At 46.5% G+C, this 21958-nt stretch carries 17 protein-coding genes and 3 pseudogenes; 12 read left to right on the forward strand and 8 right to left on the reverse strand.

What is annotated here, in order from left to right; genetic code table 11:
• Positions 1 to 8: 8 nt before the first annotated feature.
• Positions 9 to 1028: a 2-dehydropantoate 2-reductase gene (locus DN92_RS00975; protein WP_173959495.1), complete on the forward strand. Its 1020-nt coding sequence runs from the start codon at positions 9 to 11 to the stop codon at positions 1026 to 1028.
• Between the two features lie 97 nt (positions 1029 to 1125).
• Here DN92_RS00975 and DN92_RS00980 read toward each other — a convergent pair whose 3' ends face one another.
• Positions 1126 to 1893 (reverse strand): fumarylacetoacetate hydrolase family protein, encoded by a 768-nt coding sequence (locus DN92_RS00980; protein WP_173959496.1) that lies wholly within the window; start codon positions 1891 to 1893, stop codon positions 1126 to 1128.
• A gap of 77 nt (positions 1894 to 1970) precedes the next feature.
• Between DN92_RS00980 and DN92_RS00985 the strand changes: the two genes are divergently transcribed.
• Positions 1971 to 2906: a glycine/sarcosine/betaine reductase selenoprotein B family protein gene (locus DN92_RS00985; protein WP_173959497.1), complete on the forward strand. Its 936-nt coding sequence runs from the start codon at positions 1971 to 1973 to the stop codon at positions 2904 to 2906.
• On the opposite strand, the gene DN92_RS00990 is transcribed toward DN92_RS00985, so the two are convergent.
• Positions 2903 to 3907 carry a polyprenyl synthetase family protein gene (locus tag DN92_RS00990; RefSeq protein WP_173959498.1) on the reverse strand — a complete coding sequence of 335 codons (1005 nt, stop codon included), beginning with the start codon at positions 3905 to 3907 and terminating at the stop codon, positions 2903 to 2905. The two genes, DN92_RS00985 and DN92_RS00990, sit on opposite strands and share 4 nt — an antisense overlap.
• A gap of 75 nt (positions 3908 to 3982) precedes the next feature.
• On the opposite strand from DN92_RS00990, the gene rplU reads away from it, so the two are divergent.
• From rplU to proB, 4 genes and pseudogenes are all read left to right on the forward strand, one after another.
• A complete protein-coding gene (gene rplU / locus DN92_RS00995; RefSeq protein ID WP_041484800.1) occupies positions 3983 to 4294 on the forward strand; it encodes a 50S ribosomal protein L21 in 312 nt (103 codons plus the stop codon).
• A 33-nt stretch (positions 4295 to 4327) separates the two neighbouring features.
• Positions 4328 to 4588, forward strand: coding sequence for a 50S ribosomal protein L27 (gene rpmA, locus DN92_RS01000; RefSeq protein ID WP_062308046.1), 261 nt, complete (start codon positions 4328 to 4330; stop codon positions 4586 to 4588).
• An 87-nt stretch (positions 4589 to 4675) separates the two neighbouring features.
• A complete protein-coding gene (gene obgE, locus DN92_RS01005; protein ID WP_173959499.1) occupies positions 4676 to 5770 on the forward strand; it encodes a GTPase ObgE in 1095 nt (364 codons plus the stop codon).
• A gap of 28 nt (positions 5771 to 5798) precedes the next feature.
• A pseudogene (gene proB / locus DN92_RS01010) lies at positions 5799 to 6575 on the forward strand (glutamate 5-kinase); the annotation flags it as partial.
• Positions 6576 to 6638: 63 nt separating this feature from the next.
• Here proB and DN92_RS01015 read toward each other — a convergent pair.
• Positions 6639 to 7208: a CNP1-like family protein gene (locus DN92_RS01015; protein ID WP_173959501.1), complete on the reverse strand. Its 570-nt coding sequence runs from the start codon at positions 7206 to 7208 to the stop codon at positions 6639 to 6641.
• On the reverse strand, positions 7205 to 7801 hold the full coding sequence (locus DN92_RS01020) for an RNA pyrophosphohydrolase (protein WP_173959502.1): 597 nt from the start codon (positions 7799 to 7801) through the stop codon (positions 7205 to 7207). The genes DN92_RS01015 and DN92_RS01020 overlap by 4 nt, the downstream gene beginning before the upstream one ends.
• 50 nt (positions 7802 to 7851) lie before the next feature.
• Between DN92_RS01020 and DN92_RS01025 the strand changes: the two genes are divergently transcribed.
• Entirely contained in the window at positions 7852 to 9594 is a 1743-nt protein-coding gene (locus DN92_RS01025; RefSeq protein WP_173959503.1) for a proline--tRNA ligase, read from the forward strand.
• 20 nt (positions 9595 to 9614) lie between these two features.
• On the opposite strand, the gene ffh is transcribed toward DN92_RS01025, so the two are convergent.
• Complete coding sequence (ffh, locus tag DN92_RS01030) at positions 9615 to 10997, reverse strand: signal recognition particle protein (protein ID WP_173959504.1); 1383 nt, start codon at positions 10995 to 10997, stop codon at positions 9615 to 9617.
• A gap of 20 nt (positions 10998 to 11017) precedes the next feature.
• On the opposite strand from ffh, the gene DN92_RS01035 reads away from it, so the two are divergent.
• From DN92_RS01035 to DN92_RS01055, 5 genes and pseudogenes are all read left to right on the forward strand, one after another.
• Complete coding sequence (locus DN92_RS01035) at positions 11018 to 11866, forward strand: cytochrome C assembly family protein (protein ID WP_173959505.1); 849 nt, start codon at positions 11018 to 11020, stop codon at positions 11864 to 11866.
• Positions 11867 to 11870: 4 nt separating this feature from the next.
• Positions 11871 to 12686, forward strand: a complete 816-nt coding sequence (ampD, locus tag DN92_RS01040) for a 1,6-anhydro-N-acetylmuramyl-L-alanine amidase AmpD (protein WP_173959506.1) — start codon at positions 11871 to 11873, stop codon at positions 12684 to 12686.
• A gap of 271 nt (positions 12687 to 12957) precedes the next feature.
• Positions 12958 to 15924, forward strand: a complete 2967-nt coding sequence (locus DN92_RS01045) for a ribonucleoside-diphosphate reductase subunit alpha (protein ID WP_173959507.1) — start codon at positions 12958 to 12960, stop codon at positions 15922 to 15924.
• Between the two features lie 44 nt (positions 15925 to 15968).
• Positions 15969 to 17135, forward strand: a complete 1167-nt coding sequence (locus DN92_RS01050) for a ribonucleotide-diphosphate reductase subunit beta (protein WP_173959508.1) — start codon at positions 15969 to 15971, stop codon at positions 17133 to 17135.
• Positions 17136 to 17476: 341 nt separating this feature from the next.
• Positions 17477 to 17898, forward strand: a pseudogene (locus DN92_RS01055) (histone H1-like repetitive region-containing protein); the annotation flags it as partial.
• An 81-nt stretch (positions 17899 to 17979) separates the two neighbouring features.
• Here DN92_RS01055 and DN92_RS01060 read toward each other — a convergent pair.
• The 3 genes and pseudogenes from DN92_RS01060 to accC form a co-directional block, all read right to left on the reverse strand.
• A complete protein-coding gene (locus DN92_RS01060; RefSeq protein ID WP_173959509.1) occupies positions 17980 to 18939 on the reverse strand; it encodes a carbohydrate kinase family protein in 960 nt (319 codons plus the stop codon).
• A 679-nt stretch (positions 18940 to 19618) separates the two neighbouring features.
• Positions 19619 to 20539 (reverse strand): annotated as a pseudogene (prmA, locus tag DN92_RS10620) (50S ribosomal protein L11 methyltransferase); the annotation flags it as partial.
• A gap of 34 nt (positions 20540 to 20573) precedes the next feature.
• Positions 20574 to 21938, reverse strand: a complete 1365-nt coding sequence (gene accC / locus DN92_RS01070; protein ID WP_173959511.1) for an acetyl-CoA carboxylase biotin carboxylase subunit — start codon at positions 21936 to 21938, stop codon at positions 20574 to 20576.
• Positions 21939 to 21958: the final 20 nt, after the last annotated feature.

A 21958-nucleotide genomic window follows, 5' to 3' on the forward strand; every position in this document is an offset into this window, starting at 1 on the left:
GAGTCTTTATGAAAATCTGTGTAATCGGTGGAGGAGGCGCTATTGGCGGCTACCTTGCAGTCATGTTGGCACGTGCTGGCAATGATGTCACTGTAGTTGCGCGTGGCGCTACTTTGGCAGCCATTAAAGAGCGTGGCCTGGCATTAATCATGAATGACCAGCCTGAGCCGTTGGTGGCACAGGTAAAGGCAGTTGAGAAAATCACAGATGCTCAAACTCCAGATGTGGTCATCCTCGCTGTTAAAGCCCACCAGGTTGAGCCCATTATTGATGATCTTGCTTCAATCATGGGTCCAGATACGATTTTGATTCCGATGCAAAACGGTATTCCTTGGTGGTACTTCCAGAAACTGGGCGGTGACTATCAGGATCACTCGGTTGAAACGGTCGATGCTGGCGGTGTGGCTAAGAAGGCAATCAACCCGAACAATATTATTGGTTGCGTAGTGTATCCAGCTACCTTTACTCAGGCCCCTGGTGTCATTCGTCACGTAGAGGGCAACCGCTTTCCATTGGGTGAGCTCGATGGCCAAGTAACAGAGCGTATTCAGAAGGTATCTGAAATGATGGCCGCCGCTGGATTTAAATCTCCAGTGTTGGAGGACATTCGTTCTGAAATTTGGTTGAAGTTATGGGGCAATATGACCTTCAACCCAATTAGCTCTCTGACTCATGGAACGTTGGAAGGTATTTGCCAATATCCGCTGACTAAAGAATTGGCTCGCAACATGATGGCTGAAGCGCAAACTATTGCAGAGAAGTTAGGCGTCACTTTCCGTGTAGATATTGAACGTCGTATCGCGGGCGCTGAAAAAGTCGGCAAGCACAAAACATCGATGCTGCAAGATTTAGAGGCGGGTCGCAGTTTAGAGATTGATGCCTTATTGGGCTCTGTGATTGAGCTAGGCACGATTACTGAAACACCAACACCGTGTTTAAGTACTGTTTTTGCATTAACTAAGTATCTTGATGAAAATGTTCAGGTCTCTAAAGGTAGTTTGGCCTTGCCATCTGTTTCAGGTTACTAAGCATTTACAGTAGCTGAGCATTAAAAAACCCTCACCACTAAACATGGCGAGGGTTTATCTTTTGAGGCCCTGGTTTTAAATCAGCCGTCTTAATGGCTTATTCGAAGCGATTATCTAAACGCCCAACACCATCAATGATGATGCTGACATTGCTACCGGGTTTCATAGAGCCAACGCCTACAGAAGTTCCGCAGGCGATGATGTCACCAGCTTGTAATGGGACATCCTGAGAGATCAGGCTAACCAGTTTGGCTGGTGGAAAAATCATGTCAGCGATGGGGTAGTTCTGACGCTCTTGATCATTTAAGATTGTTTTAATGGTGAGTTTGCTGGGATCTACATCCGTGGTGATGTAGGGGCCAAAGACGCCAAAAGTATTAAAACTCTTCGAGCGCGTCCACTGTGCATATCCTGGATCGCGATTCAAAATCTCAATCGCAGTTACATCGTTGATGCAGGTATAGCCAAAAATAACATGAGCTGCTTGTGCTTCATCCATCTCATGGCAGGGCTTGCCAATCACAATGCCCAGCTCACCTTCATAAACTACTTTTCCAGAGTATGACTTTGGGGCGCGAATGACTTGGTTGGCAGCTAAGAAAGAATTATTTCCTTTGAGGAAGTACAGAGGCTCGGCAGGTACTGCATGCTCGAGCTTAGTAACGAGTGCATGAAAGTTATCTACCATGGCAATCATTTTTGTGGGTATGCATGGGATATCAATAGTGACATCGGATAGCTTGACAGTTTCACCTGTTGCCTGGGGGTGATTAAATAGGTCCCCGGTATAAATAGCAATCTGATCACCGTGTACTTGTCCTAAGCCGGATTTACCTTGATGATGAAATCTGAGCCATTGAGCCATAATGAGTTTTCCTAATAGTAAATACTGAATAGTGAATAAAAAATATTAAGTAAGCAATATCTTACAGGGATGTATTGATGACTCAGAGTTCTGAATTGGCATTTGCGACTGAATTAGATCAGCCGGTTCGGTATATCGAACGGACCCGAAATTACTATCTCGGTTTGGGATATGAAACACCCTATGTCTGGGCTCACTACAGTGATGTACCTTTTACTCAGCTCAGCAAACCGCTCAATGAATCTATTTTAGGTTTGGTGACTACGGCCGTACCTTTTGATGTTAGTAAAGGACCACAGGGTCCTGGCGCGCCATACAATGCAGCGGCGAAGTTTTATGAGCCATACAGTCGATCAATGAATGAGGATTGGGATTTGCGTATTGCACACGTGGGTATTGATCGACGCAATGCCAATATGGAAGATGTGAATTGCTGGTTTCCGATGAATGCGGCCAAGCGGGCAGTAGCAGCTAGCCGCATCGGATCATTGGCGCAACATTTTTACGGCTTACCCACTAATCGTAGTCAGCGCCACACGATAGAAGTAGATGCTCCAACTATCTTAAATAAGATGCGTGAAGATCAAGTGGACATTGCTATATTGATTCCGAATTGCCCCATTTGTCACCAAAGCCAAAGTCTCTTGGCGCGATGCCTGGAGGAGGCAGGAATTCCGACTGTGATCATGGGAGCAGCGAAAGATATTGTGGAGTACTGCGGTGTGCCACGTTTCTTATTTAGTGATCTTCCACTGGGGAATGCTGCTGCTTTACCAGATAGCCCTCCGTCGCAAGATTCCAACTTCGAATTGGCTCTACATTTACTTGAAGGTGCGCCGGGACCACGAACAACGGTACAGTCCCCGTTAGTGTGGGCTTCAGACCCCGCTTGGAAATTAGACTACTCCAATCTAGAGCGACTTTCCCCTAATGAAGTTTTGCTTTTACGTGAAGATGCAGAAAAAGCACGTATTACTGCGCGTGATCTTAGGGTGAAGAGTGTTGGCACTTAAGTTTGTCTAGATAGTGAGTATTGGCACAAGGCATGTAACGCTGCTGTCGCTTCATTTTGTGGGAAGTCCTTGAGGCATTCGAGTGCAAGCAGTATTTCTCGCTGAGCTGCAGCTTGGGTGTAATCCAAGGCCCCTGAGCTTTGAACTGCGCTCAGAATTTGTAAAAAGACGTCATCTGGTAAATCCTGATTTTGTTCGATAGCTGCTCTGACCAATAAGCGCTCTTCAGTGCTGCCATTCTCAAGCAGATAAATCAGTGGGAGCGTGGGCTTACCCTCTCTTAAGTCATCACCAGCATTTTTCCCCATTTGAGATGCGTCTGCGGTGTAATCCAGAAGGTCATCCATTAATTGGAAGGCGGTGCCAATGTGGCGACCAAAAGCAGCAGATTGCTCTCTTAGTGCGCTATTGGCGCCGGCTAGAATGGCCCCCAGCTCAGTTGACGCCTCAAATAGCTTGGCCGTTTTATAGCGAATCACCCTCAGATAGCTCTCTTCATCTACTTCGGGGTCATTCATGTTGAGCAGCTGTAAAACCTCTCCTTCAGCAATTGTGTTGGTTGCATCAGAGAGAATTTCCATGACCCGAAGGTCATTGGGCCCTACCATCATCTGAAAAGCCCTGGAGTACAGAAAGTCCCCAACCAATACGCTTGCAGCATTGCCAAAAGCAGCATTGGCAGTTTCTCGACCCCTTCTGAGGGTGGATTCATCAACAACGTCATCATGCAAGAGGGTGGCTGTATGGATAAATTCCACTACTGCAGCCAGTTCTCGGGCATGGGGGGTTTCTTGGCCATTCGCCAATGCTTTGCTGATCAACAGTAATAGGGCTGGCCTAACCCGCTTACCACCTGCTTGGATGATATAAGTAGATATTTGGTCGATTAAGGCGACTTTTGAGGCTAGTCGTAAACGGATAACCTCGTCTAAAGCCTTGAAATCTAAGGCAATTGGGGCCAAAATTTGGCTTAACTCATTGGTTTTGACACTGATGGACATGCAAGATATAATAATCGGCTTAGCTCATCCAGGGTGGATTAGCTTAAACGTAGAATTAATTTGAGGTTTCACACCATGTACGCGGTCATAAAAACCGGTGGCAAACAGTATAAAGTTGCTGCAGGCGAAAAATTGAAAATAGAACAGATACCAGCGGAAATCGGCAGCGAAATCACTCTTGACCAAGTCCTCGCCGTCGGCGAAGGCGCTTCACTCAAATTGGGTGATCCATTGGTTAATGGTGCAGCTGTGATGGCCACTGTCGTCTCCCAGGGACGTCACGATAAAGTGACAATCTTTAAGATGCGCCGTCGCAAGCATTATCAAAAGCACCAAGGCCATCGTCAGAATTACACAGAAATTCTGATTAACACGATTAAAGCCTAATTTAGGCTAACGGCTCAATAGCAGGAGAAAGATATGGCACAGAAAAAAGGCGGCGGCTCGACACGAAATGGCCGCGACTCAGAATCGAAACGCTTAGGCGTTAAGGTATTTGGCGGCGAGCAAATCAATGCTGGCAGCATCATTATTCGCCAACGTGGCACACGTGTTCATCCGGGTGCAAACGTTGGTATTGGTAAAGATCACACTCTGTTCGCCTTAGTTGATGGACAAGTGGAATTTGGCGTTAAGGGTGCTTTGAAGAAGGCCCAGGTTTCAGTTCTCCCGCGTTCATAAGACGCCTGACTGAGATACGTTTGATTCAGATTTATTCCGAATTTAACTCTTAGGAACAGGCCTCGCTAAGCGAGGCCTTTTTTATTCATGAAATTTATAGACGAAGCTCGTATTGAAGTCATTGCTGGCCAAGGTGGCGCTGGGAGTGCCTCCATGCGCCGCGAAAAGTTTATCGAATTCGGTGGACCTGACGGTGGTGATGGTGGAAAAGGCGGAAGCGTATGGGCTACCGCTGACCGTAACATCAATACGCTGATTGACTATCGCTACGCTAAAACGCACACTGCAAAAAATGGTGAGCCAGGCCGCGGCGCAGACTGTTATGGTCGCGCGGGTGATGATATTGAATTACGTATGCCGGTTGGCACCATCATTTCTGATTATGAAACGGGTGAGCCAATTGCGGACTTAACCACCCATGGCGAGCGTCTTTGCTTGGCGCAGGGCGGTGTTGGTGGCTGGGGAAACATTCACTTTAAGAGCAGCACGAACCGAGCCCCACGTCAGAAAACCAATGGCAAGGATGGAGAGCGTCGTAAGCTCAAGCTCGAATTAAAGGTATTGGCTGATGTTGGTTTATTGGGCATGCCAAACGCCGGAAAATCTACCTTGATTACCGCCGTATCCAATGCGCGACCAAAGATTGCTGATTATCCATTTACAACACTGCATCCGAATTTAGGGGTGGTACGTGTAGGTGCCGAGCGTAGCTTCGTGATTGCGGATATCCCAGGTTTGATTGAAGGTGCTGCAGAAGGTGCTGGTCTTGGCCATCGCTTCTTAAGGCACTTGCAGCGTACAGGCGTACTGTTGCATTTAGTAGATATTGCTCCATTTGATGAGAACATTGATCCGGTAGCAGATGCTGTAGCGATCGTAAATGAATTACGTAAGTACGATGAAGCACTCGTTGAAAAGCCACGTTGGTTAGTGTTGAATAAAGTCGACATGATCCCTGAAGAGGATCGTAAACAAGTCGTCGCTGACTTCATTAAGCGCTTTAAGTGGAAAGGTCCTGTATTTGAGATCTCTGCTTTGACAGGCTTGGGCTGCGATAAGCTTTGTTACTCTTTGCAGGACTACTTAGATTCTGTTCGCAAAGATCGTGATGATGCGGACGAGCGTGCAGCCGACCCTCGTTATCAAGATCAAGCTCCACCAGAAGATAAAGCAGTAGATTAAATAATTGTCATTTGAATATGCATTCGATATGAATACTCAGAAAGCAAAACGTATTGTTGTCAAAGTAGGTTCAAGCCTGGTCACCAACAATGGGGAAGGCTTGGATCATGCAGCTATTGCGATGTGGGCTGAGCAGATGGCCGCATTGTTGGGTGATGGCCATGAGGTTCTGATGGTGAGCTCCGGTGCGATTGCTGAAGGAATGCAACGTCTTGGATGGACAAAGCGTCCCCAAGAAATTCATCAGCTGCAAGCGGCTGCTGCAGTGGGTCAGATGGGTTTAGTGCAAGTCTATGAGACTTGTTTTGCACGTTTTAATTTACGCAGTGCTCAGGTCCTGCTGACGAACGCAGATTTAGCGAATGCAGAGCGTAATGCCAACGCTAAGGCAACTTTAGATACCTTATTGAAGTTGGGTGTTGTGCCCATCATCAATGAAAACGATACTGTGGTTACCGATGAAATTAAGTTTGGTGATAACGATAGTTTGGCTGCTTTGGTAACCAATTTAATTCATGCGGATCTGTTGGTGATCTTAACTGATCAGGGCGGTTTATTTACTGCTGACCCACGGAAAGATACTTCAGCCACTTTGCTAGGCGATGCTGTTGCGGGTGATCCCGCTTTAGAAAAAATCGCTGGTGGCGCTGCAAGTGAGCTGAGCAAGGGCGGCATGCTAACCAAAGTATTGGCAGCGAAAGTCGCCGCTCAAACTGGTGCGACTACTGTGATTGCTTCTGGGCGAGAATCAAATGTCCTTATTCGCCTGATGGATGGCGAAAAAATAGGCACTCGTTTAGTTGCTGCTTAATGACTGCTAAGTTGCCTTCAGTCAGATGCGCACAAAAAAATCTACTCAATACAAAATTTAGTTCACTACACCATATGAATTAGTGGGTTTAATCTGCCCGGTAAATCCATTGGGATTGAGTGACTGAATAATATTTTTAATATTCTTTTCTTGAGAAGTGAAGTTGCAGAACGCTCCCTGTGCTAATGCCGCTTGATAGCGATTTGGTGTGTTGTCTTGTATGGCTCGCCAGCTCGAGAGTGGATTTTCTTTCCAGGTGCTGCCCTCAAAGGTGCCATATAGGCGCCATTGGAATGAATCACAGCGAATACCTTCGTACTGAACTTGGCTATTACCGTTTGGGCTTGTCAGAATGACGATGTAGCGGGTAATACCGTCGTTACCAATCAAGATGGAGTTGGTGTCCACAGCAAACTTAAAAATGGTCTGTTGAGATACGTAAAAAGGTTGGATGCTAGCTTTATTTGGGGGGTTTAGAGGCATAGCCGTTGCACCCTCTTTAAAAACCATCGGTGCAAATGGGTCAACTCCACTCTCCAGAGGGTCTCCCGCACACCCTACTAAAGCCAAGCCCAATGGGAGCAATAGGGTGGAAATTCGAATGTTGATAGTGCGGAGTTTTATCATGGCTTGTCAGTTGGTTTTGCTTCTTTATGCTCGTCATCTTCGCCGGCATAAAAAGATTGAAATAGATCTAACGGCGATCCCCAGGCAAGTTGTTGCATGCGAATGCCACGAGATAGGTAACGAGCAAGCTCGGAGAGGGCTAATTGATAGACTTCGCGCTTAAAGTCAATAACCGTGTCCAATTGAATCCAAAAAGGAGTCCATCGCCACGCATCAAACTCAGGGTGTTCTGAAGCGCGCAGGTGAATATCGCTATCTGAGCCTACTAAACGCAATAAAAACCAAATTTGTTTTTGTCCGCGATAGCTTGCCCGATGAGTTTTAGAGGTTTGTTGTCGGCGCAAAAATTCCTCCGGGACGTCATAGCGAAGCCAATCCCTGGTGCGCCCAATAATTTGGACATGTTCCGGTAGCAAGCCCACTTCCTCATGCAATTCGCGGTACATAGCCTGTTCAGGACTCTCCCCATGCTGAATCCCACCCTGCGGGAACTGCCACGAATGCTGCCCAACGCGTTTTCCCCAGAAAACCTCGTTATGGCCATTGAGGAGGACTATGCCGACATTGGGTCGATACCCTTCACGGTCAAGCATGAGATCGTGCCTCAAATCCTTTAAAATCAATGATTTGATTATATCCATACATGAAAGCTTCACAATCATTTCTCGCCACGCTAAAAGAAGCCCCCTCTGATGCTGAGGTGGTTTCGCACAAACTCATGGTGCGTGCCGGCTTAATTCGCAAACTGAGTGCTGGTATTTACAATTATTTACCTTTGGGTTTGAAGTCCATTCGCAAGGTAGAGAACATTATTCGCGAAGAAATGAATCGCGCAGGCGCAATTGAATTGCTCATGCCCATGATTCAGCCTGCAGAGCTTTGGCAAGAAACGGGTCGCTGGGAAAAGATGGGGCCCGAGTTACTTCGCATCAAAGATCGTCATGATCGTGATTTTTTAATTCAACCTACTTCTGAAGAGGTGGTGACGGATTTAGCGCGTAACGAAATCAAAAGTTATAAACAGCTCCCAGTCAATTTCTATCAAATTCAGACAAAGTTTCGAGATGAGCGCCGTCCTCGTTTTGGCATCATGCGTGGTCGTGAATTTAGTATGAAAGATGCTTATTCATTTGACCGCGATGCCGAGGGCTTGAAGAGGTCTTACCAAATGATGTTTGATGCCTACACCCGCATATTCAATCGGCTGGGTCTGAAGTTCCGCGCAGTAACGGCAGATAACGGCGCTATTGGCGGATCAGGCAGTCAAGAGTTTCATGTGATTGCAGATACCGGTGAGGATGCGATTGTCTATTGCCCAAGCTCCGATTACGCAGCAAACTTAGAGGCTGCTGAGTCACTTTCATTAATTGCAGTTCGTGCCGCTGCCTCTCAGGCTATGGCCAAGGCACCAACACCAGACCAAACCAATTGCGCAGATGTAGCCCAGTTTTTAAAGCTTCCACTTGAGCAAACAGTGAAATCTTTATTGCTTGCTGCTGATCAAGCAGACGGTTCAGTTAAATTGTTTATGGTGTTGGTTCGTGGTGATCATGAGCTTAACGAGATTAAAGCAAGCAAGATCCCCGGTATGGCGGAGTCACGCTTTGCAAGCGAATCTGAAATCAAGCAAGCATGCAGTGCGCCCGCAGGTTACTTGGGCCCTGTCGGGGTGAGTGCTGAAGTGACAGTCGTTGCCGATCGTACTGTGGCCAATATGGCTGATTTTGTTTGTGGTGCGAATGAAGCGGGCCATCATTTCATTGGCGTGAACTGGGGCCGTGATTTACCGGAGCCACTAGTCATGGATTTGCGCAATGCTGTCGCTGGAGATCCTTCTCCTGATGGCAAAGGTGTTGTAGATATTTGTCGCGGCATTGAAGTGGGGCATGTATTTCAGTTGGGTACGCGTTATTCGGAAGCGATGGGCTGTACTTATCTTGATCAACAGGGTAAAGCGCAACCGATGGTGATGGGTTGCTATGGTATTGGTGTCACGCGTTTGCTTGGTGCTGCAATTGAACAAGGTAATGATGAGCGCGGTATTGTGTGGCCGATCTCAATGGCACCTTTTGAGGTGGTCATTTGCCCAATGGGTTACGACAAATCTGAGGCAGTGAAAGCTGCTGCTGATCAACTGCATGATGAACTCATTGCTGCTGGTGTGGATGTTGTTTTGGATGATCGCGGTGAGAGACCGGGTGCCATGTTTGCAGACTGGGAGTTGATCGGCGTGCCATTCCGTGTAGTGATTGGCGATCGCGGCTTAGTAGATGCCCAGGTGGAATTTAAAGGTCGGACTGACGCTGAATCACAAAACATCCCGCTCTCAGAAATCAAAGCTACAGTGATTGCTGCGGTTGATACAGCGAAGAAGTTAGTTTCTTAAATCCGAACGCTTTGTAATGATTATTTTTTAAAGAGGCCGCCAATACCCTTGGCGGCTCCTTTTGCAGCCATGGATGCCATGGTACGCGCCATCTTGCCACCCTTAAATTGCTTCATCATGGTTTGCATCTGCTCAAATTGCGCCAGCAGGCGATTCACTTCCTGAACTTCAACTCCTGCACCGGCAGCAATACGACGTTTACGGGTCGCTTTTAGTAATTCAGGTTTAGCACGCTCTTTTGGCGTCATGCTATCGATGATCCCGCGCATGCGCTTCGTTTGTTTGTCAGCAACACTTAAATTCGTTTTGGAGGCTGCTTGCGCCATGTGACTTGGCAACTTATCCATCAGGCTAGCCATGCCTCCCATTTGCTGCATCTGAGCCAGTTGATCCCGGAAATCACCAAGGTCAAATCCGCCTTTAGAAATCTTACTTGCTAATTTCTCAGCTTGGGCAACATCGACATTTTGTTGGGCTTGCTCAACCAAGGCCAGAATATCGCCCATACCCAAAATACGGTTAGCCATTCGGTCGGCATCAAATGCCTCGAGGCCATCCATTTTTTCGGCAACACCAATAAATTTAAGTGGTACACCAGTAATTTGTCGAACCGAAAGCGCTGCGCCACCCCGGGAATCACCATCCAACTTAGTGAGGATGACACCGGTGAGCGGCAAGGCCTCATGGAACGCTTTGGCAGTATTGACAGCGTCCTGCCCCAGCATGGCGTCAACCACAAACAAAGTTTCGATAGGATTGAGATTGGCATGTAAAGCTTTGATTTCTTGCATCAGTGCTTCATCAATACCCAAACGACCTGCCGTATCAACCAAAAGAACATCAAAGTAATGACGTCTTGCCCAATCGAGTGCTGCGGCTGCAATTTCACTAGGTTTTTGATTGATATTGCTAGGAAAAAATTCAGCGCCAACTTGTTTTGTCACTGTTTCAAGCTGCTCAATGGCGGCAGGACGGTAAACGTCACAAGAAACGGTCAATACTTTCTTTTTCTTCTTTTCCTGCAGAAACTTGGCCAACTTACCTACCGAGGTAGTTTTACCGGCACCCTGCAGACCTGCCATCAAAATGACTGCTGGTGGTTGCGTTGCTAAATTGAGTTCGCCACTTTGCGCAGTATCACCACGCATGACTTGAGCCAGTTCTCGTTGAACAAGTCCAACCAATGCTTGGCCTGGACTAAGGCTACCAACCACTTCTTCGCCAAGGGCTTTAAATTTAATTTGTTCGAGTAGAGATTTAACGACGGGAAGCGCAACGTCCGCTTCTAACAAGGCGAGACGGATCTCCCGCAGCATTTCTGCGGTATTCGCTTCGGTGAGGCGAGCTTGCCCTCGCATTGTTTTAACAACACGAGATAGGCGATCGGTGAGATTCTCTAGCATTTATCGATTAGACTTTCCAGATGGATATTTTAGGTTACTCAGGCTCAGGATGGCTCCCATCCGCACTTTATTTGCTTCTTTTGGTCTTTTTAAGTTCCAGACCTAAGGGAAAGATTGAATCTTCTGCATTTAATGGCTTGATTAAAGCGGCAATTTTTCTGATTCTGCTAGTTCATGGAATTCAGTTGCATGATTCTGTTTTTACGCCAAAAGGCTTTGTATTTGGCTTTGCCCAAGATCTTTCCTTGATTGCTTGGGTTGGACTTGCTTTTTATTGGTTTCAATCCTGGTTCTTGCCCATTGCGAGCTTAGGTTGGCTGGTTTTATGCTTTGCCTTCATTTGCTCCGTGTTACCAGTTTTATTTTCTGGCACCTTAATTTCCCCGACCTCTGTTTCAGACCCTTGGTTTAAGGGGCATTTTATTGTGGCCACTATTTCTGTTGGGTTATTGAGCTTGGCTGCGATGCATGCCCTATTAATGAGCGTACAAGATCGTGCTTTACACCGCCAATTGGCCATCATCCCCAATAGTCGTATAGCCCATTGGTTAGAGGACTTACCACCGTTAATGACGATGGAAAGTCTCTTATTTAATTTGCTTTACGTAGGTTTTGCCTTGTTGAGTCTGACAGTCTTTTCCGGCTTACTATTTTCGCAAGCCTTATTTGGTAAACCCCTCGTTTTTGATCACAAGACTATCTTTGCCTTGATTTCATGGTTCTTGTTTGCAGGTCTGCTACTTGCACGTTGGCGCGTGGGTTTGCGCGGACGAGCTGCTATTCGTTGGGTTTTAAGTGCCTATACTGCCTTGCTCCTAGCCTATGTCGGTAGCAGATTTGTTGTAGAAGTCATTCTGCAGAGGACATGACGCTTTGATTAAATGGCTTCTTTTATTTGCTGGTGCGGGTTTTTTATATCTTTGGTTCAAAGGGAAAAAGCAAGCAAAATTTACCGCTGATGAGGCCGCCAAGATCAAAGTAGAGCAAAGCAAAGTGGTTGTGCCGGAAGCGATTATTCAGTGCCACCATTGCTCGGTTCATCTGCCAAAATCTGAGGCAATTGCGCAAGAGGATCGCTTCTATTGCTGTAAAGAGCATCTCAGTAGTTTGGATGATCGGGGTTGGCTTGGCTCTGCCGCTTGGCGAATTTCTCCTAATCAAGATAGTCGCCCTGAAGGCTTGTTACCGGATTTAGTAGTGATTCATCACATCAGCCTGCCGCCTAGCGGTTTTGTGGATCGTAGCTCCACCCAATTTATTGTGGACTTCTTTCAAAATCAGCTGGATGCTTCTATGCACCCTTATTTCGAAGAGATATCCGACCAGAAAGTCTCCAGTCATTTCTTGATTTCCCGTCAGGGCGAGATTATCCAGTTTGTTTCTACCCAAAATAAGGCTTGGCATGCTGGTTTATCTGCCTTTTTGGGTCGGGAAAAGTGTAATGATTTCTCTATTGGCATTGAGTTGGAAGGGGATAGCGCTCATCCATTTGAGGAAGCGCAGTATTTAGCACTTGCCAGCTTAGGTACCCAACTGGCGGCCAGTTACCCAAACTTACAATTTGCAGGTCATAGCGATATTGCCCCAGGAAGAAAAACTGACCCAGGCGTTCAGTTTGATTGGAAAAAATTTCAGACAAAAAACAACATCTCTATCGAGAAATTGCCCTTCGGCCTAGATTCTCGCTAAGACTAAAAATAGTATGTGAGTACACGCTCACTTTTTTGCCCTTTACCTAAAAGGGTCTCCAAATTCGCACCAAAATGGACCCTAATTTATTGAAAATATAGGGAAAAATACTTATAAATATTCGTCAGAAATGCCTTACTTAATTCCGAATGTTTCCCTATACTTAGTGGCAAATACAGTTTTAGACACTAGATGTAGTGTTTAAATACGGCAATACCCTATTTTTGTAATAACTTTTTTGACCAAATAACTATATATAAGCAGGAAACATATGACATATGCCAACCCCCAGACAGCAGGACAGACTGCCGGCACAAATAACCCGGGAATGAGTCCATCGGAGTCGATGAATCAAGCCCCATCTGCTAGCTTTGTTGCTGGCGGTGTAGGCGGTAGCCAGGCAACCCAGTTGTCTGACTACAAAATCATTCGCCGTAATGGTTCGGTGGTGGCATTTGAGCCCTCCAAAATCGCGATTGCCGTAACAAAGGCATTTTTGGCAGTAAATGGTGGGCAAGGTGCAGCTTCGGCACGTGTACGTGAGCAAGTTGAGCAATTGACGCATGCAGTCGTTCGCGCCTTACTCCGTAGCCGTCCAAATGGCGGCACATTTCATATTGAAGATATTCAAGACCAAGTTGAGTTAGCGCTAATGCGTAGTGGTGAGCACAACGTTGCACGCGCTTACGTTCTTTATCGCGAAAAACGAAATCAAGAGCGCGCCACACAACAGGGCACCTCTCAAGAAACTCAGGCAGCTACTCAGGCAGGCGAATCTGGTCTCAAGGTGACTGATAACGGCGTAGAGAAGTGGCTTGATATGGCTGCTTTGCGCACCATTATTGAAGCCGCATGCGAAGGTCTTGGTAACAATATTGACTCCAGCCCAATCATTACTGAAACCATCAAGAATTTGTATGATGGCGTGCCGATGGCTCAAGTGTATGACTCCGCAATTTTGGCTTCACGCACATTGATCGAAAAGGATCCTGCTTACAGTCAAGTCACTGCACGTATCTTGATGCACGTGATCCGTAAGGAAATTTTAGGTCGTGAAGTATTGCAAGGCGATATGCAGGCTGAATACAGCACTTACTTTGCCAAATACATTAACGAAGGTATTTCTGCTGAGCTGTTAGATCCACGCATGCGTGAGTTTGATCTCCCACGTCTAGCTGCTGCATTGAATGCCAGCCGTGACTTGCAATTCAACTACCTTGGTTTGCAAACTTTGTATGATCGCTATTTCTTACACATTGAAGACCGTCGCATTGAAATGCCGCAGGCCTTCTTCATGCGGGTTGCGATGGGCTTGTCTCTGAATGAGTTGGATCGTGAGCGTCGTGCTATCGAGTTCTATGAAATCCTTTCTACATTTGATTTCATGTCCAGCACGCCAACCTTGTTTAACTCAGCAACAACACGTCCTCAGTTATCCAGCTGCTACTTAACCACAGTGGATGATGATCTTGATGGCATCTACGAAGCCCTCAAAGAGAATGCACTCTTGTCTAAGTTTGCTGGTGGCTTGGGTAATGACTGGACCAACGTTCGCGCCTTGGGCAGTCATATTAAAGGCACTAACGGAAAGTCACAGGGTGTTGTGCCATTCCTTAAAGTAGTAAACGACACGGCAGTTGCAGTGAACCAGGGTGGTAAGCGTAAGGGCGCGGTATGTGCCTACTTAGAGACATGGCATTTAGATATTGAAGAGTTCTTAGAACTGCGTAAGAACACAGGTGATGATCGTCGCCGTACGCATGACATGAATACTTCTAACTGGATTCCAGATCTATTCATGAAGCGCGTGATGGAGGGTGGTGAGTGGACCTTGTTCTCACCTTCAAATACACCTGATTTGCATGACAAATACGGCAAGGCGTTTGAAGAGGCTTATGTTGCTTATGAGAAAAAAGCAGATGCTGGTGAATTGAAGCCATTCCGTCGTATTCCTGCGCAACAACTGTGGCGCAAGATGCTGGGCATGTTGTTTGAAACTGGCCACCCATGGATCACATTTAAAGATCCTTGCAATATTCGTAGCCCACAACAGCACATCGGTGTAGTTCACTCCTCAAACTTGTGTACCGAGATTACCCTCAATACAAACGAGAGCGAGATTGCAGTATGTAACTTGGGTTCTGTGAATTTAACAGCGCACATGACTACTGATGCGTCTGGCAAGATGATTTTGGACCACGAGAAACTCCAAAGAACGGTCCGTACTGCAATGCGCATGCTGGATAACGTGATTGATATTAACTACTACGCTGTTGCTAAAGCGCGTAACTCGAACTTGAAGCATCGTCCTGTCGGCATGGGCATCATGGGCTTCCAGGATTGCTTGCATATGCAGCGCATTCCTTATGCCAGCGATGAAGCAGTGAAATTTGCAGACTCTTCCATGGAAGCAGTGTGCTACTACGCTTACCAAGCCTCTAATGAATTGGCTGAAGAGCGCGGTGTTTACAGTACGTATAAAGGTTCACTCTGGGATCGCGGCATTCTTCCGCAAGATTCAGTTGCTTTGTTGGCTGAAGAGCGTGGCGGTTACCTCGAAGTCGATAGTTCATCCACCATGAATTGGGATGGGTTGCGCGCTCGCATTAAGCAGCACGGTATGCGTAACTCTAACTGCGTGGCGATTGCACCGACTGCCACGATTTCCAATATTATTGGAGTATCAGCTTGTATTGAACCTACGTTCCAGAATTTGTTCGTGAAATCGAATCTTTCTGGTGAGTTCACTGTAGTAAATGAGTACTTAGTGCGTGATCTGAAAGATCGCGGGCTCTGGGATGAAGTCATGATTGCGGATTTAAAGTACTTTGATGGCACTTTATCCAAAATTGATCGCGTTCCACAAGATTTACGTGATTTGTACGCTACTGCGTTTGAAGTAGAGCCAACTTGGTTAGTTGAAGCTGCCTCACGTCGTCAGAAGTGGATTGATCAAGCGCAGTCACTCAATATTTATATGGGTGGTGCATCTGGCAAGAAATTGGATGACACCTATAAGTTGGCATGGTTACGCGGTTTGAAAACTACCTACTATCTCCGCACAATGGCGGCAACCCACGTTGAGAAATCTACAGTGGCTAGCGGTCAATTAAATGCGGTATCTAGTGGTGGCGGTGTAAATGGTACAGATGCAGCAGCAGCGCAAGAGTTGGATGGTCCAGCCTGCACAATGCGCCCTGGTGATGCTGGTTTTGAAGAATGTGAAGCATGTCAATAAGCCATTTGCTGATTGATTAAGAAAATATATATTAGGAGAAGATGATGTTGAATTGGGAAGAAGAAGTCGCACCCGCATTAGCACCAGCCATGCTGACACCACAGCCAGCGGTAGCTGAAGTACAACGTCCGCAGCCAGACCAGGTTGCCATGACTACACCCGCACAAGCTGTTGCTCAAGCTAGTGGCGCCGCACTTCGCGTTAATGCTGCTGATAAGCGCGTAATTAATGCCAAGACTGACGTAAACCAGCTGGTTCCATTTAAATATAAGTGGGCTTGGGAGAAATATTTAGCTGGTTGTGCAAACCACTGGATGCCACAAGAGATCAATATGAATCGCGATATCGCGCTTTGGAAGGATCCAAATGGCTTAACTGAAGATGAGCGTCGCATTATTAAGCGCAATCTCGGTTTCTTCACGACTGCTGATTCTTTAGCAGCAAACAATATTGTTTTGGGCACTTATCGCCACATTACTGCTCCAGAATGCCGTCAATATCTATTGCGTCAGGCTTTTGAGGAGGCAATTCATACTCATGCCTATCAATATATTGTCGAATCATTAGGTTTAGACCAGAGCGAAATCTTTAATGCGTATAACGAAGTTGAGTCTATTCGCGCTAAAGATCAGTTCTTAATTCCATTCATTAACGTATTGACTGACCCTAATTTCAAAACTGGGACATTAGAAACAGATCAAATGTTGCTCAAATCATTGATCGTTTTTGCTTGCGTAATGGAAGGATTATTCTTTTATGTTGGTTTTACGCAAATACTTGCAATGGGTCGTCAAAACAAAATGACAGGTGCTGCTGAGCAGTATCAATACATCCTTCGCGATGAGTCTATGCATTGCAATTTTGGTATCGATTTAATTAATCAAATCAAGCTGGAGAACCCGCAGTTATGGACTTCCGCGTTCAAAGATGAGATCAAAGCGATATTCGAAAAAGCAGTGGAATTAGAGTACCGTTATGCAGAAGATACGATGCCTCGCGGAGTGCTCGGATTGAACGCTCCGATGTTCAAAGGTTACCTAAGATACATCTGTAATCGTAGATGTTTGCAAATAGGACTTGACGCGATGTTCCCAAATGAAGAGAATCCATTCCCATGGATGTCAGAAATGATTGATCTGAAAAAAGAGAGAAACTTTTTTGAGACACGCGTTATTGAGTATCAAACTGGCGGTGCGCTAAGTTGGGAGTAGTAGTTAGATAAAAGCGTATGGCCGGCTAAATAGGAGATTAGACGGTTGGATAGTTTTAAAAGTCAGCAAAACCAGACTCAAATCCGAAAACCCTTGTCCAAGGGTGTCTGGACTATTCTCTCTATTTTTTCCAGCAAATTTAAAAAGCCGTTGCCCTTGGGGGCCACGGCTTTTTTTCCAAGATTCATTAGCGTGCAGCACTTAGCATCAAGCCGCGCGCCGATGAATGGCTCGCTCGTCGGATCCAATTGGTCGCAAGACCAGGCGGAAATGAATGGTCGGGTCTTCTTAATCGGTAGTTTGTACTAATCCTCACGTGAAGGAGCATTACTATGGCAATCGCCAAGAAGAAAGTTGCTGCAAAGAAGCCTGCTGCTAAAAAAGTAGCTGCAAAGAAGCCTGCTGCTAAAAAAGCTGCTGCTAAGAAGCCTGCTGCTAAAAAAGTAGCTGCTAAGAAGCGTCCTGCTGCTAAAAAAGCTGCTGCTAAGAAGCCTGCTGCTAAAAAAGTAGCTGCTAAGAAGCGTCCTGCTGCTAAAAAAGCTGCTGCTAAGAAGCCTGCTGCTAAAAAAGTAGCTAAAAAAGCTGTTGCTAAGAAGCCTGCTGCTAAAAAAGTAGCTCGTAAAGTAGCAAAAAAAAAGTAAGTAAGCCTGCTGCGAAGAAAGCGGGCAAAGCTGTAAAAAAGCCCGTGGCTAAAAAAGCTGCTACTTCAACAACGTTGAATCCTGCTGCTGCTTGGCCCTTCCCAACTGGCACACGCCCATAAGCTCTGCTTGTAGGCGGGTGAAGTTCAAAGGGATCTCTCACGAGATCCCTTTTTTATTACTATTTTTTGTTTTTATTGGTTTTAGAGTGCAAATCCAAAGGCGGATTTGAATTGCGCTGCGATTTCATCTGCGCTCATTTGGTGATTTTGTGGTCCCTGATGGGTAATTTTGATGGAACCCATCAAGCTCGCCAGTCGACCAGTTGTTTCCCAGTCCATTCCATGCTCTAGTCCAAATAACAGACCACCACGAAATGCATCCCCACATCCGGTTGGATCCACCACTTTTGCTGCCGGTACCGGTGGAATCGCAATACATTTACCCTCAAGGTAGATATCTGCACCTTCGGCACCCTTGGTAACAATTAAAGCTTTTACTCTTTCCGCAACTTTTGCCAAGCTCAGGCCTGTTCTCTGGGAAAGCATTTCGCCTTCATAGTCATTTACAGCAAGGTAGCTTGCAATATCGACCAACTCTAAAAGTTCTGGACCATTAAACATTGGTAAACCTTGGCCCGGATCAAATACGAATGGAATGCCTGCCTCAGCCAATTGGTGGCAGTGCTCCCACATGCCTTGACGCCCATCTGGAGCAACAATGCCAAACTTTGCTGTGCCTTTACTATTTTTGCTCCGCTCCGTAACTACTGCAGACACTTGATTGAGATGGGATTCACCCATTGCGCCTGGATGAAAAGCGGTAATTTGATTATTGGCTTGATCAGTCGTGATCATGGCTTGAGCGGTAAATGCTTGTTCAATCTGGCGAATGTGGGTTGCATCAATCTGGAGCTGTTCAAGGCGATTAAGATAGGGCGCGGCATCACCACCTACTGTTGCCATGATGATGGGGTCGCCACCAAGAAGTTTGAGGTTATAGGCAATATTGCCAGCGCAACCACCAAATTCTCGGCGCATGGTCGGCACTAAAAAGGCGACATTGAGAATGTGAATCTGCTCTGGCAGGATTTGATCGGCAAATTTGCCTTCAAAGTTCATGATGGTGTCATAAGCGATAGAACCGCAGATCAAGCTGGCCATAAGTAGTTACTTTCTTAAAAAATTGGAATGAGTGTGAATTTGAGTTTGCAGTCTATTTTTCAGGGTAAAAAATTCTGACGCGATAGCCTGCAGTATTTTGCGGGAGTGAAATAGAAAGTTCTGAGCGGAAAATTTCACCGGAAGGTGCGCCTTGACGTAAAAACTCAGAATGTGAATCTCGCCAAGCACTAGGTAACCATTCTTGTGGAGAAAATTGGATTGTTTTGATCTCTAATTCTTCTGCATCGGTGAGCAAAATTTCTACATTAGGGAATAAAGCAGGCAGTGTAAGGCGATTTTGTATCTCAACTTGCAATGTAGATTGGTTTAAACCGTTTTTAAGCCCCTCTCGCGCGTTTTCAGGCGCGAGGGTTACTGAAGTTATTTTCCATGCAGAGAAATCGCTTACGGGGCGATTCACACACCCTATTGCGCGACATAATTGTTCATCGAACTTCTGCAAGAGAGAAAAAGCAGCAGATGCCATTGCAGAGGAGCTGCCATCAACGCGCGTTGCTAACTTTGGCAGTAGTGAATTTCTAGATAGATGCTCACCAAAGATGATGAGCAAAAGGAAAAAAAGACTTAGAAGGATTAATTTAGGACTTTTTTTTTGAGCAGGTACAAGGGCTGCTGAGTTTTTGGCGGCGAATCGCACTGGATCCTCTTTGTGCGGTAGCGTTCCGTGCAAGCAGACCCAACCTTCGCTTTCTTTCCATACGGAAAGCGTTAACCATTGGCTGTAAGTGGCAATCACCTCATCAGCTTGGCGAGCAAGTACCCCTGACAACACAATTTTTCCACCTGGACGCATTTTGTTCACCAAGGCTGGAGCTAACACTTGTAGCGGATTGGCCAAAATATTGGCCATCACGATGTCGTACTTGGTCTCAGCCGCAAGTTCTGGAGCATTTTCATCTGGCAACACAAAGCAAATGACAGTGTTGTTAATTTCTGCGTTACTGCGCGCTGCAACCATTGCTTGTGGATCAATATCCGTACCAACAACAGGATTGCAACCGAGTTTTGCTGCAGCAATGGCCAAAATTCCGGATCCGCAGCCGTAATCAAGCAAACTTTGATTCGCAAGTTGCGTGTTTTGCTCAAGCCAGAGGAGGCAAAGGTGCGTGGTGGGGTGACTACCAGTGCCAAATGCCAAGCCTGGATCTACGGCTAAGCAAATGGCATTGGGATCGGTCGGTGCCTCATGCCAAGAAGGCACTACCCAGATACGCTCACCAATCTGAATCGGCGCAAATTGACTTTGGGTTAAGCGAACCCAATCTTGTTCTTCAACAATCTTTTCTTCGGGCGCTGGGAGCTTAAATCCAGCCTCTTGCAGTGATGCTAACAGTTCGGGAATAAAGTTCACCGCATCAGAGTCATCAATCTCCGGATTGAATAAGGCGGTTACTGAAGAGCGATCCCATGCCTGAACCTCGGGTGAGAGTCCAGGTTCACCATAAAGTGGGTTTTCATCGTAACCACCAGCAGCATCATCTTCAACGGTGACAGAAAGTGCACCCACTTCCAGCAGTGCATCACCCAAAGGCTCCGCGATCTCGGCTGGGACCGTGAAAACAAGTTCACGATAAGACATGCTTACTCCATATGGGCATCAAATCATCCACTGCTTAGGACTTGCCACGACTGGCGGCTTGCTCTTCAAGACGATGCTCGAGATAGTGAATGCTGGTGCCGCCTTCAATGAAGTTGGGGTCCAGCATGAGTTCACGATGCAGGGGTACATTGGTTGTAATGCCATCAATGACGATCTCAGAAAGGGCAATCTGCATGCGACGAATTGCTTGCTCGCGAGTATTTCCATAAGAAATTAACTTGCCGATCATGGAATCATAATTGGACGGTACTACGTAACCGCTATAGGCATGGGAGTCGACACGTATTCCAGGGCCACCTGGCATATGAAACGAACCAATCTTGCCTGGACTTGGCGTGAACTTAAATGGATCTTCAGCATTGAGACGACACTCAATGGCATGACCACGAAAAACGATGTCCTTTTGGCGATAGCTAAGTTTTAGACCGGCAGCAATACGAATTTGCTCCTGAACGATATCCACGCCGGTAATCATTTCAGTGACAGGATGCTCTACTTGAACGCGGGTGTTCATCTCGATGAAGAAGAAATTACCATCCTCGTATAAAAATTCGAAAGTACCAGCACCACGGTAGCCAATTTTTCTACAGGCTTCAGCACAGCGCTCACCAATTTTTGCAATCGCACGACGATCAATGCCTGGAGCAGGCGCTTCCTCAATCACTTTTTGGTGGCGACGTTGCATAGAGCAGTCACGCTCACCTAACCAAATGGCACTACCATGGGTATCGGCCAGAATCTGAATCTCTACGTGGCGAGGTTTCTCTAGAAACTTCTCCATGTAGACCTCTGGATTGCCAAATGCGCGACCAGCTTCTTCTTTGGTCATGTTGACCGCATTCAGAAGTGCTGCCTCTGTATGTACAACACGCATACCGCGACCACCACCACCACCGGCAGCTTTAATAATGACTGGGTAGCCAACCCGTTTTGCAGTAGCGATAATTTCTTTTGGATCACTTGGTAATGCGCCTTCAGATCCGGGTACGCAAGGAACCCCCGCTTTGATCATTGCCCGCTTGGCTGAAACCTTGTCACCCATAAGACGAATTGATGCTGCTGTAGGGCCGATAAATGCAAAACCTGACTTTTCTACACGCTCAGCAAAGTCGGCGTTCTCAGAGAGAAAGCCATAGCCTGGATGAATTGCTTCAGCATCCGTCACTTCTGCAGCTGAAATAATCGCTGGCATATTGAGGTAGCTCAGCGGTGAGGGGGCTGGCCCGATGCATACAGCTTCATCTGCAAGCTTCACATACTTCGCTTCTTTATCTGCAGTGGAGAATACGACCACAGTTTTAATTCCCAACTCGCGACAGGCGCGCTGGATACGGAGAGCAATTTCTCCGCGATTGGCAATCAGAATCTTATCGAACATGTCGGCTCTGAGTTAAGTAA

It is taken from the genome of Polynucleobacter arcticus (assembly GCF_013307205.1).
GTDB lineage: Bacteria > Pseudomonadota > Gammaproteobacteria > Burkholderiales > Burkholderiaceae > Polynucleobacter > Polynucleobacter arcticus.

Coding starts and splice junctions, on each gene's coding strand:
- DN92_RS01060 (WP_173959509.1), bottom strand. CDS start 18,939: ATGGCCAGCTTGATCTGCGGTTCTATCGCTTATGACACCATCATGAAC.
- ffh (WP_173959504.1), bottom strand. CDS start 10,997: ATGCTAGAGAATCTCACCGATCGCCTATCTCGTGTTGTTAAAACAATG.
- DN92_RS01050 (WP_173959508.1), top strand. CDS start 15,969: ATGTTGAATTGGGAAGAAGAAGTCGCACCCGCATTAGCACCAGCCATG.
- DN92_RS00975 (WP_173959495.1), top strand. CDS start 9: ATGAAAATCTGTGTAATCGGTGGAGGAGGCGCTATTGGCGGCTACCTT.
- accC (WP_173959511.1), bottom strand. CDS start 21,938: ATGTTCGATAAGATTCTGATTGCCAATCGCGGAGAAATTGCTCTCCGT.
- obgE (WP_173959499.1), top strand. CDS start 4,676: ATGAAATTTATAGACGAAGCTCGTATTGAAGTCATTGCTGGCCAAGGT.
- rpmA (WP_062308046.1), top strand. CDS start 4,328: ATGGCACAGAAAAAAGGCGGCGGCTCGACACGAAATGGCCGCGACTCA.
- DN92_RS00985 (WP_173959497.1), top strand. CDS start 1,971: ATGACTCAGAGTTCTGAATTGGCATTTGCGACTGAATTAGATCAGCCG.
- DN92_RS01045 (WP_173959507.1), top strand. CDS start 12,958: ATGACATATGCCAACCCCCAGACAGCAGGACAGACTGCCGGCACAAAT.
- DN92_RS01035 (WP_173959505.1), top strand. CDS start 11,018: ATGGATATTTTAGGTTACTCAGGCTCAGGATGGCTCCCATCCGCACTT.
- DN92_RS01015 (WP_173959501.1), bottom strand. CDS start 7,208: ATGATAAAACTCCGCACTATCAACATTCGAATTTCCACCCTATTGCTC.
- rplU (WP_041484800.1), top strand. CDS start 3,983: ATGTACGCGGTCATAAAAACCGGTGGCAAACAGTATAAAGTTGCTGCA.
- DN92_RS00980 (WP_173959496.1), bottom strand. CDS start 1,893: ATGGCTCAATGGCTCAGATTTCATCATCAAGGTAAATCCGGCTTAGGA.
- DN92_RS01025 (WP_173959503.1), top strand. CDS start 7,852: ATGAAAGCTTCACAATCATTTCTCGCCACGCTAAAAGAAGCCCCCTCT.
- DN92_RS01020 (WP_173959502.1), bottom strand. CDS start 7,801: ATGCTTGACCGTGAAGGGTATCGACCCAATGTCGGCATAGTCCTCCTC.
- DN92_RS00990 (WP_173959498.1), bottom strand. CDS start 3,907: ATGTCCATCAGTGTCAAAACCAATGAGTTAAGCCAAATTTTGGCCCCA.